Genomic DNA, 15740 nt, shown 5'->3' on the forward strand with positions numbered 1-15740 from the left:
TCGGCAAATGTGTGGCTGCTGTCTTCGTTGATGGTTATAGTATTATCTGCTGCTGTAGGAGCATCGTTGACTGGGGTGACATTTATTGTTATAGTATTGGCTGTTTCACTTTCGGTTGTGCTGTCGTTGACGCTAAAGTTGAAGTTGGCATAATTTGTACCATTACCATTTTCTGCTGGTGTAAATACTAAGTTGGAAATTTCTGCTCTTGCAATAATTTGGTTGGCTGTTACGTTTGTTCCGTTTAGTTGTAATGTTCCTGCTGTGGGTAGGCTGGTTATGGTAATAGATGCTAGAGTGTCTCCGTCTATGTCGTCAAAACTAAAGTCGGTTTCAGTAAATGTGTGACTGTTGTCTTCTTCTATGGTTATGGTATTGTCTGCTGCTGTGGGGGCATCATTGAGTGCTGTGACATCTATTGTTATGGTATTGGCTATTTGACTGTTTTCTGTGCCGTCGTTGACTGTGAAGTTGAAGTTGGTATTTGTGCCGTTACCATCTGCTTCTGGAGTAAATACTAAGTTGGGAATATCTTCTGCTGTGATAATTTGGTTGGCTGTTACGTCTGTTTCGTTTAGTTGTAATGTTCCTGTTGTGGGTAGGCTGGTGATAGTAATGGATGCTAAGGTATCCCCGTCTATGTCGTCAAAACTAAAGTCGGTTTCAGCAAATCTGTGGCTGCTGTCTTCTTCTATAGTTATTGTATTGTCTGCTGCTACTGGAGCATCGTTAACTGGGGTAACATCTATGGTGATGGTGTTGGCTGTTTGACTTTCTTCTGTGCCGTCGTTGACTGTGAAGTTGAAGTTGGTATTTGTGCCGTTACCATCTGCTTCTGGAGTAAATACTAAGTTGGGAATATCTTCTGCTGTGATAATTTGGTTGGCTGTTACGTCTGTTTCGTTTAGTTGTAATGTTCCTACTGTGGGTGGGGNCCGTCTATGTCGTCAAAACTAAAGTCGGTTTCAGCAAATCTGTGGCTGCTGTCTTCTTCTATAGTTATTGTATTGTCTGCTGCTACTGGAGCATCGTTAACTGGGGTAACATCTATGGTGATGGTGTTGGCTGTTTGACTTTCTTCTGTGCCGTCGTTAACTGTGAAGTTGAAGTTGGCATAATTTGTGCCGTTACCATCTGCTTCTGGTGTGAATACTAAGTTGGGAATATCTTCTGCTGTGATAATTTGGTTGGCTGTTACGTCTATTTCGTTTAGTTGTAATGTTCCTGCTGTGGGGAGGGTGGTTATGGTTATAGATGCTAGAGTGTCTCCGTCTATGTCGTCAAAACTAAAGTCGGTTTCGGTAAATGTGTGACTGTTGTCTTCTTCTATGGTTATGGTATTGTCTGCTGCTGTGGGGGCATCGTTGACTGGGTTAACTACCACATTAACTCTATCTGTATCAATACTAAAGGCTGTAGTCTCACCATTGGTACTAACATCTATGTTTGTGCCTGCTGTACCAAAAGTCTGGTCCCAAGCGCGGAATGTCAGGCCATTGGTTATGCTGCCGTTAAAGTCTGCTGTGGGGGCGAATAATACCCTGGTGTTGGCATCGTCTGGTAATAATAAGGCACTGGTTTCAGATACCACCCCTACTGGAGTCCAGGTTGTGCCACCATTAGTAGTGTAGTGCCAGACACCATTTGTTTCATCTACTGCGGTAATAGCGATACCTGTAACAGGAGGGGGGGTAGTGTCAACATCAGTAACATTAGCGGTTAGATCAACTATTTCGCTGACTAGGTTGCCTACTACTCCGATGGGTATTGTGTCTTCATCTACTGTTAGTTCAATATCGGCAGTTGCTCCAGTCGCATCTAAAGTGTTGTCAAGAACTGGGGCATTGTTTTCAGCGTTGACTGTTATTTCTAATGTTTGGGGTGTACTGTCTATAATACCGTCGTTGACTGTTATTGATATAATCCGACTAGCGGTTGGGTTTTCGGAAATATTTTGGTAACTGATAGCTTCTATTAATGCTTCTACAGCAGCAACTGTAGCGTTGGCAGTGGTTAGGCTTATTTCTAAAATATTACCGTTGACTCCGTTATNTGTTTTCAGCGTTGACTGTTATTTCTAATGTTTGGGGTGTACTGTCTATAATACCGTCGTTGACTGTTATTGATATAATCCGACTAGCGGTTGGGTTTTCGGAAATATTTTGGTAACTGATAGCTTCTATTAATGCTTCTACAGCAGCAACTGTAGCGTTGGCAGTGGTTAGGCTTATTTCTAAAATATTACCGTTGACTCCGTTATTGATAATATCAATATTACCTATAAGGTTCCCTTCGTAGGTAATATTTGTCCCGTCGAAGCCTATTTGACCTACTCCAGTACCAATATTAGCAACGGTTAGTTGGTTTTCAATACCTCCACCAATAGTGTAGTCAATAATAATATTACCACCGTTAAAGTCATTGCTATCTGAGGTGAGAGTAACATCGCTATCTATTATTTGTGCTGCTGGGTTGACAATACTTTCGGTGAATGTGGCGGGGTCTAAGTCAGTTAAGACTGGGACAGATATTGTTTCATAAAGGACAATTTTTTTGTCGTCGAAAGAAGCGCTGAGAACATCAACATCCCCATCACCATCCACATCCGCTGCAAATACTGATTCGGGTCTATCAGCATTAGTAGATATCGTCTGTTCAGTGAAGTTATTACTGCCATTGTTGAGGTACAGGGCGATTTTGTTGTCATCTGCTAAAGCGCTGAGAACATCAACATCCCCATCACCATCCACATCCGCTGCAAATACTGACCTGGCACCATTAGCAGTCGTAGAAATTTCCACCTGTTCAGTGAATTGATTGCTGCCATTATTGAGGTGAAGGGCAATTTTGGGGTTCCCCTGTGAAGCGCTGAGAACATCAACATCCCCATCACCATCCACATCCGCTGCAAATACTGATTCAGCACCATTAGCAGTCGTAGAAATTTCCACCTGTTCGGTGAAGTTGTTACTACCATCGTTGAGGTACAGGCCGATTTTGTTGTCACTGTTTAAAGCACTGAGAACATCAACATCTCCATCACTATCCACATCTACTGCAAATACTGAGAAAGCACCATTAGCAGTGGTAGAAATTTCCACCTGTTCGGTGAAGTTGTTACTACCATCGTTGAGGTACAAGGCTATTTTCTGGTCAGCGTCTAAAGCACTGAGAACATCAACATCCCCATCACCATCCACATCGGCTGCAAATACTGAGACGGCAGTAACATTAGTAGATATGGTCTGTTCGGTGAAGTTATTGCTGCCATTGTTGACGTACAGGGCTATTTCCTTGGCATCCCTGGCAGCACTGAGAACATCAACATCCCCATCACTATCCACATCGGCTGCAAATACTGACCTAGCACCATTTGCAGTAGTAGAAATTTCCACCTGTTCGGTGAAGTTATTGCTGCCATCGTTGACGTACAGGGCTATTTTAGCCTCACCGTCTGAAGCACTGAGAACATCAACATCCCCATCACCATCCACATCGGCTGCAAATACTGATTCAGCACCATCAGCATTAGTAGAAATAACAATCTCATTCGCCCCCACTGCTTTAGACGTAGCATCAGGATTATCTGTAATAGTCAGAGTTGCCGTATCATTCCCTGCAATGGTAGTAACATCATATTGTTCCGGTGCGCCAGTGGGTTGTTCTTCTAAAGTGATGGTGACTGTTTCTCCTGCATCAACAACAGTATCGTCCCTGGGTACTATTTCTATATCAACGCTGGTTTGTCCATCGGGTATAACAACGCTGCCTTTTTCTCCATCAAAAGTTACTGTGGGGACAGTATTCTCTACGGTGCGAACTCCCCTAATGTCGTAGTCGATATTTTGTGTGGCAGTCCCGGAGATGCTAAAGAAGACTGTGATATTGCCGTTGGTGTCGGTATCGCGGGTTATGGTAAAAGTTCCAGGGGTAGCTCCTGCTTCTGTGGGAGTTCCTGTGGCAGTAATGCTGACTTTAGGAATGGATATTGTTTCGTAGAGGGTGATTTTGTCGTCACCTGTGGAAGCACTGAGAACATCAACATCCCCATCACCATCCACATCTGCTGCAAATACTGATTGGGCACCATCAGCATTAGTAGAGATGACTTGTTCAGTGAAGTTATTGCTGCCATCGTTGAGGTACAGGGCGATTTTGTCGTCAACGTTTGAAGCACTGAGAACATCCACATCCCCATCTCCATCCACATCTGCTGCAAATACTGANTTGAGGTACAGGGCGATTTTGTCGTCAACGTTTGAAGCACTGAGAACATCCACATCCCCATCTCCATCCACATCTGCTGCAAATACTGATCTGCCTCCATAGGCAGTAGTAGAGATAACTTGTTCTGTGAAATTATTGCTGCCATCGTTGAGGTACAGGGCGATTTTGTCGTCCTCTATAGAAGCACTGAGAACATCTACATCCCCATCACCATCCACATCCGCTGCAAATACTGAAAAAGCAGCATTAGCATTAGTAGAGATGACCTGTTCTGTGAAATTATTGCTGCCATCGTTGAGGTACAGGGCGATTTTGTCGTCCGCCCGGGAAGCACTGAGAACATCAACATTCCCATCTCCATCCACATCCGCTGCAAATACTGAATGGGGACCATTAGCAGTAGTAGAAATGGTCTGTTCTGTGAAATTATTGCTGCCATCGTTGAGGTACAGGGCGATTTTGTCGTCATATTGTGATCCACTGAGAACATCAACATCCCCATCACCATCCACATCCGCTGCAAATACTGATCTGGCTCCATTACCAGTAGTAGAGATGACTTGTTCGCTAAAAATATTGCTGCCATCGTTGAGGTACAGGGCGATTTTGTCNTAGTAGAGATGACTTGTTCGCTAAAAATATTGCTGCCATCGTTGAGGTACAGGGCGATTTTGTCATCTCGTGAAGCACTAAGAACATCTACATCCCCATCACCATCCACATCAACTGCAAATACTGACCTGAAATCAGCAGTAGTAGAAATAATAATCTCATTCGCTCCTACTGCTTTAGTTGTGGGATCAGGATTATCTGTAATAGTTAGAGTTGCTGTCTCATTCCCTGCAATATTAGTAACATCATATTGTTCTGGTGCGCCAGTGGGTTGTTCTTCTAAAGTGATTGTGACTGTTTCTCCAGGATCGGTTAGAATATCATCCCTGGGTACTATTTGTATATCAACGCTGGTTTCTCCATCAGGAATAACAACGCTGCCTTTTTCTCCATCGAATGTTACTGTGGGGACGGTATTATCTACGGTGCGGACTCCCCTAATGTCGTAGTCGATATTTTGTGTTGCATTGCCAGAGATGGTAAAGAAAACTGTGATATTGCCGTTGATGTCAGTACCACGATCTATGGTAAAAGTTCCAGGGGTAGCTCCTGCTTCCGTGGGAGTTCCTGTGGCAGTGATGCTGACTCTAGGAATGGATATTGTTTCGTAGAGGGTGATTTTGTTGTCTAAGCGTGAAGCACTGAAAACATCCACATCTCCATCACCATCCACATCCGCTGCAAATACTGAGGCGGCAGCATTTGCATTAGTCGAAATAACTTGTTCAGTGAAGTTATTGCTGCCATCATTGAGGTACAGAGCTATTTTATTGTCATTTTGTGATGCACTGAGAATATCGACATCCCCATCACCATCCACATCTGCTGCAAATACTGAGTTAGCAATATCAGCGTTAGTAGAGATAACTTGTTCAGTGAAGTTATTGCTACCATTGTTGAGGTACAGAGCTATTTTGTCGTCTAAGTATGAAGCACTGAGAACATCAACATCCCCATCACCATCCACATCGGCTGCAAATACTGAACGGGCACCATCAGCATTAGTAGAGATAACTTGTTCAGTGAAGTTATTGCTGCCATCGTTGAGGTACAGGGCGATTTTGTCGTCTAAGCGTGAAGCACTGAGAATATCCACATTCCCATCTCCATCCACATCTGCTGCAAATACTGATATGGCAACATCAGCATTAGTAGATATTACTTGTTCAGTGAAGTTATTGCTGCCATCGTTGAGGTACAGGGCGATTTTGTCGTCTAAGCGTGAAGAACTGAGAATATCCACATTCCCATCTCCATCCACATCTGCTGCAAATACTAATGTGGCAGCATCAGCATTAGTAGATATTACTTGTTCAGTGAAGTTATTGCTGCCATCGTTGAGGTACAAGGCGATTTTGTCCTCTAAGCGTGAAGCACTGAGAATATCGACATTCCCATCTCCATCCACATCTGCTGCAAATACTGAACGGGCACCATCAGCATTAGTAGAAATGGTTTGTTCAGTGAAATTATTGCTGCCATCATTGAGGTACAGGGCGATTTTGTCATCATCAAATGAAGCACTGAGAACATCTACATCTCNCCCATCTCCATCCACATCTGCTGCAAATACTGAACGGGCACCATCAGCATTAGTAGAAATGGTTTGTTCAGTGAAATTATTGCTGCCATCATTGAGGTACAGGGCGATTTTGTCATCATCAAATGAAGCACTGAGAACATCTACATCTCCATCACCATCGACATCGGCTGCAAATACTGAACGGGCGTTGGCAGCATTAGTAGAAATAATAATCTCATTCGCCCCTACTGCTTTATTTGTGGGATCGGGATTATCCGTAATAGTCAGAGTTGCAGTCTCATTCCCAGGAATTGGAGTAACATCATATTGTTGCGGTGCGCCGATGGGTTCATTTGTGAGGGTGAGGGTGACTGTTTCTGCCCCTTCAATAATGGTATCGTCCCTGGGTACTATTTCTATATCAACGCTGGTTTGTCCATCTGGTATAACAACGCTGCCTTTTTCTCCATCAAAAGTTACTGTGGGGACAGTATTCTCTACGGTGCGAACTCCTCTAATGTCGTAGTCAATATTTTGTCTGGCAGTGCCTAAGATGGTAAAGAAGACTGTTATATTGCCGAGGGTATCGTCCCGACTCACAGTAAAGATGGCAGGTATTGGGCCAGCTTCATTAGGAGTTCCGGTTTGGGTAATTTGAACGGTAGCCATAATTGTTTTTGGTAGTAATAAAGTAGATGTGTTAGACTATGAGATTGCTTTCCTGACGGAATGCTCCGCAAACGTTCCTAGCAATGACAGTTGAGATTGCTTTCCTATTCTTGAGATTGCTTCGTTCCTCGCAATGACTATTGGAACTTTGTTCCTCCCCTTGGATGGACAAGATATTAGACTGTCATTGCGAGGAGGTACGACGTTTGCGTAGCATTCCGGAGGAAAGCAATCCCATTCATTGTGGTTGTTTTCCCATTATCAGAGATTGCTTCGTTCCTCGCAATGACAATTGAGATTCCCTATCTTTTTTAAACTTCAACANCCGCCTCAACTCATCTGTTTCTTGTAAACCAATACAACCTGGATATCGTACTCCGGGTAATACTGCTACGTCATACAATTCGACAATTATTCCTTCGACACGCAGCCAATGAACAATATCCCCAGTGTCCAAGTTAATCACTTGCAGCCCACAAAAGGCCGTTGCTCCCTTCGCTGCTAATCTCTCTTGGAGAACTAAACCTGAAAAAGTTTGTTCTCGTTCTCTCGGTCTGGACAAACCTACGATAGCGTAGTTTTTCCAAAACGTCATCCCTCGCAAGTATCCCCCACAAAACTTGACTGGTTGAAATTTGCCTGTTTGGAAATCTAGATAACCAAATTCTCCTTTTCCCGAATTTAGCAACCACAATTTATTTTGATAAAAGCGGGGAGAATGGGGCATCGAAAGTTCAGTGGCAATAATTTCTTTACTAGATACATCAATCACACAACCTCCATTCCGCCGTTGGTCTCGCCACCCATCTACAACATCGGACTGACCACAAGCAGTTACATAGGCTGGTTTTCCCTCAACTATGGCCAAACCATTAAGATGACAGCGCTCTTCGGGGGTCACTTTAGAAATAAATGGTGGTTTCCAGAGGGGAGTAAAACTGTAGCGATCGCTCAATGTAGCCAAACAATCAAATAAAGTATTGACAAAAATGACTTTTTGTGTATAATTATCTCCCCATTGAGCCTGGACAATATCATGTATATCTAACTGACCAGTCATCCAACTGCGACGAGGGACATACATTTTGTCACGGTCTTTAAACAATTGGCCTTTTTCCACCATATTTTCTAACTGCCAGACCTGGTAGCGAGTGGCCAAAGTTAAGGTATCAGCAGTTGCATAAAGTCCCATCGGGCGATCGAAAGTCCGCATAGTTGCCGACAAACTACCATCAGGTTTAATCCCGATGAAAAACAGTCGATTAGATTGATAAGTAGTGAATGCTAGACTCAACTTTTCAGTATTCAACCAGTCAATAAATTGTTGAGAACCGAAAATTTCAAATGAGGCTTTTTCTGACACTAAGTCCCCCCTAATTTTTACTTGTTATTTTGTCATGGCGAGGGGAGATTAATAGCCTTTTGCTGATTGGTTTCTCTCTTATACCCGCCGTGGCCATCTCCCTAGAGATTGCTTCGTTTCACTCGCAATGACAAAGTAAAGTCATGGCGAGGAGGGATTATAGCCTTTTACTGAAGGGATTGCTTCTGTCCACTCTGTTCCCCTTGCTATCGCAAAGCTTCGCTAACGCAATGACAGGGTAAAGTCATGGTGAGGGGGTTGAGAGCCGTTTGCTGATTGGTTTTCCCCTTATACCCGCCGTGGCCATCTCCCTAGAGATTGCTTCTCTCCACTCCGTTCCGCTCGCAATGACAAGGTAAAGTCATGGCGAGGGGGGGGTTCCAGAATTTCGAGTATTACTTTGCTCCTTATCCCCCCGTGGCCATCTCCCTAGAGATTGCTTCTCTCCACTCCGTTCCGTTTGCAATGACAGGCGACAATTAGATTATTTCTAAATACAGGTCTTTCCATTCTGGATTAATACTATTAATTAAGTTAATTTTTTTCTGTCGAGAGCCTGCTTTTATTTGTTTTTCGCGGGCGATCGCTTGGGAGATATCTTCATACATTTCGTAGTAAACCAGTTTATTGACGTTATATCTTTTGGTAAAGCCTTCTACAATTTTTGATTTGTGTTCGTAAATTCTTCTGATTAAATCGTTGGTGACACCAGTGTAAAGAACGGTGTTACGTTTATTGGTCATTATGTATATATAACATTCTTTCTGCATTGCTATTTTTTGATTGAAAATTAGATAGTGGGGATTGCTTCGTTTCTCTCGCAATGACAAAGTAAAGTCATGGCGAGGGGGGGGGTTCCAGAATTTGAAGTATTACTTTGAGCGTTATCCCCCCGTGGCCATCTCCTGATAGATTCCTTCGTTCCCCTCGCAATGACAGATTAGAGTCATGGGAAGGGGGATTGAGAATCTAACGATGCCAAATTTCTTCTAATGCCACTTCCAAACTGGCCACAAAATCAGATAGATTAAACAAAGGACTATTTCGCATCTTTAATTTCTCTCGCAACGGTAGTAACTCTTCTGAATGAGTACCCATAAATACCGCTTTCTGTTCATATTCCTCCAGACTATGACAAATCATTTCCTCTATTCCAGCACTTGCACAAATACTGGCCCCCATCCGAGCTGCATTAGTAGAACCTGGTTTTGTCAAGACTGGTAAACCTGCGTATAAAGCACAGACATTGGTAGAACCGCCATTATAAATTAGGGTATCTAAAGCTAAATTGGCCAAAGACAACCGAGCTAGATATTCTGGGTGTGGAATTTTTTGGGCAAAAATTAGTCTTTCGGGTTTTACCCCTCTATTTTTGGCACTCTGGCGTAAGTTTTCTATGGCTTCTTCTACTGTAAAAGACAACCATAAAACACTACCTTCTACTTGTTGTAATATTCGCATCCAAATATCAAATAATTCAGGAGTAATTTTATAGTGGCGATTAAAACAGGCAAAAACAAAACCCTCTTCTGGTAAACCAAAATCTGTTCGACTAAAATCCTTTTGAGAAATATCCATGGGCGAACAAGGAAATTGATGGGGTAAATAGATAATTTCCTCACTGTAATGTTCTGCTAATTCTGGAGGTACTACCCATTTATCTGTTAATAAATATCTGATAAAATTTGCCCCCATTGTATTAGGATAACCGAGAAATGTTGCTTGGACTGGCGCTGGTTTATAAGCCAATATTTTCGTTTCACTGTAACCCGTATAACCTGCTAAATCTATTAATATATCAATCCCATCCCTGTTAATTTGACGGGCAGAATTTTCGGCAGACATTTCGTCAAGATACCGGAATTCATCGCAGCCATTTTTGATAGTTTGTGTTACTTCATCATTAGCATTTAATAAGTGGTAGGCAAAGACTTCAAATTTGTCTCGGTTATGCTGTTCAAATATGCCAGAAATTAATCGTCCGACAGCATGACCATAAAAATCACAAGAAACGTAACCTATCCGCAATTTAGTTGTTTTTTGAGGATAAGAAAATTCCAGTTTATTATTAGCAATCTGATGGTTAATTGATTCAGCTTTCTGTATAGCAACTGCCAAAGATAAATCTTGTGGTAAAGGAATTAAATTTAAGTGAAAAGGTGCGATAGTAAAACCACCTTTTTTCTTTTTCACATATTTAGCAGTTGAGTCGATTAACTGTGTAACAAAATCATCATAATTTTCCCAGTCACAGAGGTTGAGCTTGACAAAGCTAATATGACCGAACAAATATTCGGCGGTAGGGTTAATTTTTTGGCATCTTTCATAGGCAATTTTAGCAAGAGAAAATTGAGATTGAAATTCCCAGATTTGCCCTAATTGGAAATAAGCATCAATGTAATTTGGTTGATATTTTACGGCAAGTNGATAAATCTTGTGGTAAAGGAATTAAATTTAAGTGAAAAGGTGCGATAGTAAAACCACCTTTTTTCTTTTTCACATATTTAGCAGTTGAGTCGATTAACTGTGTAACAAAATCATCATAATGTTCCCAGTCACAGAGGTTGAGCTTGACAAAGCTAATATGACCGAACAAATATTCGGCGGTAGGGTTAATTTTTTGGCATCTTTCATAGGCAATTTTAGCAAGAGAAAATTGAGATTGAAATTCCCAGATTTGCCCTAATTGGAAATAAGCATCAATGTAATTTGGTTGATATTTTACGGCAAGTTTAAATAACTTAATGGCATCCTCTAATTTAATTTGTTGTTTGTAAACTAAGCCTAAGTGGTACAAAGCATGAACATAATCTGGTTTTATTTTTAAGGCACGTTTTAATCCCTCTTCTGCTTTTTTAAGCTCTCCTTTACAGAGGTGAATTGAGGCAATATTGGTAATAGTTNAATTTGTTGTTTGTAAACTAAGCCTAAGTGGTACAAAGCATGAACATAATCTGGTTTTATTTTTAAGGCACGTTTTAATCCCTCTTCTGCTTTTTTAAGCTCTCCTTTACAGAGGTGAATTGAGGCAATATTGGTAATAGTTGGGTGAAAATTAGGTTTAATTTTTAAAACATTTTCATAACAAATAATTGCTTCTTTTAATAAACCTTTATTTTGTCGTAAAACACCTAAATTATTATGAGCAGGAACATAATTATGGTCAGCTTCTATCGCTTTTTTAAAATATATAGCAGCTTCTTCATATTTACCCTGTTTTTTCAAATTTTTTCCTTGCTCAAAATAAGCTTTGGCTTTTTGGGGGTTATTTTTGCTGATGTTGGGATTAGAAATAAAACTAAATGAAGGTTGTTCTACAGGCTTATTTGAAATGATATAAATTAGAGCAATAGCTGCAATTAATCTTTCCTGTTGTTCCCAATCAACTGCTAGAAATAGCCATACTGGTAAAGGCAATGAAAAATATTTTCTTTTAGGTTTAACTGTTGAAGAAGAAACCGAAAAATTATTCACTTTTGCCTGACTTCCTATTGTTACTAATTTAGCCATATCTCCAGCTTGAAAACCCAAAGCCTTCGAACACTTAACCCCCGGCAAAACTGCTACATCATAAAGTTCAATTATTTCTGGATCTAGTTGTAACCACTCAACAATATTTCCACTTTTCAAATCAATAATTACTATTCCACAACGAATATCTGTGTTCNCCGAAAAATTATTCACTTTTGCCTGACTTCCTATTGTTACTAATTTAGCCATATCTCCAGCTTGAAAACCCAAAGCCTTCGAACACTTAACCCCCGGCAAAACTGCTACATCATAAAGTTCAATTATTTCTGGATCTAGTTGTAACCACTCAACAATATTTCCACTTTTCAAATCAATAATTACTATTCCACAACGAATATCTGTGTTCCGTTTTTTTAACCTTTCTTCTACTAACAAATCTGAGAAATAATCATGGCTTAACTTCGATAACCCCACCACGGCAAAATCACCAATAAAAGTTAAACTTCTCCCATAACCAGGACAGAAAGTTATAGGTAAAAATTTGCCATTTTCAATGTAACCAAAATCTCCTGTTCCTGAGTTGAGCAACCACAATTTTCCCCTATACCATCTTGGTGAATGTGGCATTGATAACCCATCAGCAATAATTTCATTAGTATTAATTTTAATAACGACACCTCCATCACGCCTCACACTTTGCCAACCCAAGGCAACATCAGAACGACTAATAGCAGTGACATAGCGCGGTTGCCCTTCTACCGTAGCGAGGCCATTAAGATGACATCGGTCTTCGGGAGCGACTTGAGAAATAAAGGACGGTTTCCACAGAGGTGTAAAACTGTGTTTGGAGTGAAGAGTTGCCAGACAACTATATTGAGTATTAATAAAAATTATGTCGCCCTTGTCATCTTCTACTAAGTCATGGATGTCTAAGTCTCCAGTAGTGTATGCCATGCGAGGAACGTACAGGACATCATATTTGTCTTGTAAAAGTTCTCCATTTTCGAGTACATTTTCCAACCGCCAAATTTGGTATTGGGTGGATAGATATAGGCGATCGCTCTTTGCATAAAGTTTCCTGGGGCGATCAAACTCCCAAACAGGACTGGACATTTGACCGTCAGATTTGACTCCAATGAAGCAGAGACAATTTGTCCTAGAGGTAAATGCTAAACTTAACTGATGTTTGTTTAACCATTCCAGAAAGTGGAGAGAGTAAGTAACTTTTAGGGTTTTGGTGATGGGAGGTAATTTTTTCATTAATATCACTATCACTAAAAATTTATTAAAATTTAGAGAAAAATATAGAAATACATAATTATTTGTTGGAGCTGAAAGTTGCTCTTTAACTTTGTCATACTTAACTATAAAAAGGTGAAGATTTTTTTATGAAATTAACTAAATTAAAATTTTATACCATAACAACTCTGACTATAATTTTAGGCAAATTAGCAACAACACTCCCTGCCAACTCCCAACCCATAACCCCTGCCAGTGATGGTACAGGAACAACTGTAAATCAAAACGGCAACCAATTTAACATCCAAGGTGGAACTCACAATGGATCTAACCTATTTCACAGTTTCGAGCAATTTAACCTCAATAGTAACCAAACCGCTAATTTCCAAACCACCCCAGACACCCAGAATATTCTTGGCAGAGTCACAGGAGGCAATGCTTCAATTATCAACGGTTTGATCCAAGTTATCGGCAGTAACTCCAACCTCTTTCTCATCAACCCCGCAGGCATAATGTTTGGTCCTAACGCCAGCCTTAATATACCCGCCTCATTCAGCGTCACCACAGCCACAGGTATTGGCTTTAACAACAATAATTTCTGGTTTAAAGCTATGGGAACAAACGACTACTCAAAATTAATCGGAACCCCCAGTGGATATAGATTTAACTCATCTAACTCAGGCGCTCTAGTTAATCAAGGAAATCTCAGTTTAAACCCAGGAGAAAATCTGACATTGCTAGGTAACACAGTCATCAACACAGGACAACTATCCACTCCAGGCGGTAACATCACCATCGCAGCAGTAGAAGGCAGTAACACCCTGAGAATATCTCAACCAGGACATTTATTAAGTTTGGAAGTCAACCCAAAAAAAGTAAATGAGGAAAATATTTCTCAGATAGATACCGTACTTTTACCAAAATTATTAACAGGTGGAGACAACAAACACGCTACATCTATAGAAATTAATGCTGATGGTAATGTAGTGTTGACAGATAATGTAACAATTGCCAATACTTCAGGAGACACTATTGTTTCAGGAAATATAGATGTATCAACTTCCGATAATATGGTCGGACAAGTTAATGTCTTGGGCGATCGCGTAGCTCTCATAAATGCCAATATTAATGCTGATGGTTTAAATGGTGGGGGAACAGTATTAATTGGAGGTGACTTTCAAGGTAATGGTATAGTTCCCAATTCTCAGGAAACTTTTGTTAATCAAAACTCATTTATTTCCGCCGATGCTATGACAAATGGAGATGGAGGAAGAGTAATAGTTTGGTCAGATGGAATGACTAATTTTGACGGAAATATTAGTGCAAAAGGAGGAGAAAATTATGGTGATGGAGGCTTTGTAGAAGTATCAGGAAAACAAGGATTAAATTTTAACGGCCAGGTTAATGTTAGTGCTGAATTTGGCAATACAGGAACAATATTATTAGACCCAGAAAATATTATTTTAGGGGGTTCAGAAAGTAATACTTCCCTAGAAAACTCAGAGGGTAATATTATTCTCCAAGCGGATAACGACATAACAATTAATGAAAATATAGAAAGAGACTCATCTGTACAATTAGAAGCCGGACGCAGTATTAATATCAATGCTGATATTAACACATCAGGTGGGAATGGAAATATCAACTTATTTGGTAATAATGACCAGATCAATTCTGTTGACCGGAGTGATGGAGCAGCATCAATAAATCAATTAGACGGAACAACATTAAATGCCGGAAATGGTACTATTAATATTCAGTTAGGAAATTTAGGAGAAGTCGGCGATATAAATCTGGCAAACTTAACAACAACAGGGCAGGTATTAGTCAATGCAAATGGAGGAAATATTACTAGAGTTTCTGAGAATTCATTGATAACTGCAGGTAGTGGTTTATTTCTAACTTTTGACAGTGGAGGGATAGGGTCAAGTGATGCACCATTGCAGTTAAATGTGCTTTCTTTAGAGTCAGTTGCCGGGAATAGTGGAGCATTTTTTGAGTCGTTGGAAAGTGTGAATATTGGTGGAGTNTATCAACTTATTTGGTAATAATGACCAGATCAATTCTGTTGACCGGAGTGATGGAGCAGCATCAATAAATCAATTAGACGGAACAACATTAAATGCCGGAAATGGTACTATTAATATTCAGTTAGGAAATTTAGGAGAAGTCGGCGATATAAATCTGGCAAACTTAACAACAACAGGGCAGGTATTAGTCAATGCAAATGGAGGAAATATTACTAGAGTTTCTGAGAATTCATTGATAACTGCAGGTAGTGGTTTATTTCTAACTTTTGACAGTGGAGGGATAGGTTCAAGTGATGCACCATTGCAGTTAAATGTGCTTTCTTTAGAGTCAGTTGCCGGGAATAGTGGAGCATTTTTTGAGTCGTTGGAAAGTGTGAATATTGGTGGAGTTAGTGAAGAGGTAAATGGTATTTCCACTATTGCTGGAGGAGATATTGTTCTGAGCAGCGGAGGAGATGTGACAGTAACTGAAGATATTTTTACTGATATTTCTGGTAGCGAGCTAGGAGGAGATGTCAATATTAGAGTTGTTGGGAAATAACTTAGATTACAAAAAAAATAAAATGAAAACAGATATATTTAGTTAGTGATTTTATTATTTATGCTG

4 protein-coding genes and 9 pseudogenes are annotated in these 15740 nt (G+C 40.4%); 1 reads left to right on the forward strand and 12 read right to left on the reverse strand.

What is annotated here, in order from left to right:
• The 12 genes and pseudogenes from AFK68_RS47215 to AFK68_RS40445 form a co-directional block, all read right to left on the reverse strand.
• The coding region (locus tag AFK68_RS47215; protein WP_371357644.1) for a tandem-95 repeat protein at positions 1-878 on the reverse strand (878 nt) is incomplete at its 3' end.
• Positions 879-935: 57 nt separating this feature from the next.
• Positions 936-1591 (reverse strand): annotated as a pseudogene (locus tag AFK68_RS47220) (Ig-like domain-containing protein); the annotation flags it as partial.
• A gap of 462 nt (positions 1592-2053) precedes the next feature.
• Positions 2054-4208, reverse strand: a pseudogene (locus AFK68_RS47225) (FG-GAP-like repeat-containing protein); the annotation flags it as partial.
• A gap of 19 nt (positions 4209-4227) precedes the next feature.
• Positions 4228-4832, reverse strand: a pseudogene (locus tag AFK68_RS47230) (FG-GAP repeat domain-containing protein); the annotation flags it as partial.
• Positions 4833-4839: 7 nt separating this feature from the next.
• Positions 4840-6381, reverse strand: a pseudogene (locus tag AFK68_RS47235) (FG-GAP repeat domain-containing protein); the annotation flags it as partial.
• A gap of 1 nt (position 6382) precedes the next feature.
• Positions 6383-7030 (reverse strand): annotated as a pseudogene (locus tag AFK68_RS47240) (FG-GAP repeat domain-containing protein); the annotation flags it as partial.
• 325 nt (positions 7031-7355) lie between these two features.
• A pseudogene (locus AFK68_RS31740) lies at positions 7356-8393 on the reverse strand (TIGR03032 family protein); the annotation flags it as partial.
• A gap of 479 nt (positions 8394-8872) precedes the next feature.
• On the reverse strand, positions 8873-9163 hold the full coding sequence (locus tag AFK68_RS31745) for a GIY-YIG nuclease family protein (RefSeq protein ID WP_256386696.1): 291 nt from the start codon (positions 9161-9163) through the stop codon (positions 8873-8875).
• 199 nt (positions 9164-9362) lie between these two features.
• Positions 9363-10682, reverse strand: coding sequence for a hypothetical protein (locus AFK68_RS47245; protein WP_094678125.1), 1320 nt, complete (start codon positions 10680-10682; stop codon positions 9363-9365).
• Between the two features lie 137 nt (positions 10683-10819).
• Positions 10820-11292: pseudogene (locus AFK68_RS47250) on the reverse strand (tetratricopeptide repeat protein); the annotation flags it as partial.
• Between the two features lie 5 nt (positions 11293-11297).
• A pseudogene (locus AFK68_RS47255) lies at positions 11298-12050 on the reverse strand (tetratricopeptide repeat protein); the annotation flags it as partial.
• An 11-nt stretch (positions 12051-12061) separates the two neighbouring features.
• Positions 12062-13124, reverse strand: a pseudogene (locus AFK68_RS40445) (TIGR03032 family protein); the annotation flags it as partial.
• Between the two features lie 128 nt (positions 13125-13252).
• Here AFK68_RS40445 and AFK68_RS31765 point away from each other — a divergent pair.
• Positions 13253-15132 (forward strand): filamentous hemagglutinin N-terminal domain-containing protein (locus tag AFK68_RS31765; protein ID WP_143438505.1); only part of this gene is annotated, 1880 nt, incomplete at its 3' end.
• Positions 15133-15740 lie beyond the last annotated feature (608 nt).

Origin of the sequence: Hydrocoleum sp. CS-953, from assembly GCF_002260545.1 — a bacterium.
GTDB lineage: Bacteria > Cyanobacteriota > Cyanobacteriia > Cyanobacteriales > Microcoleaceae > Trichodesmium.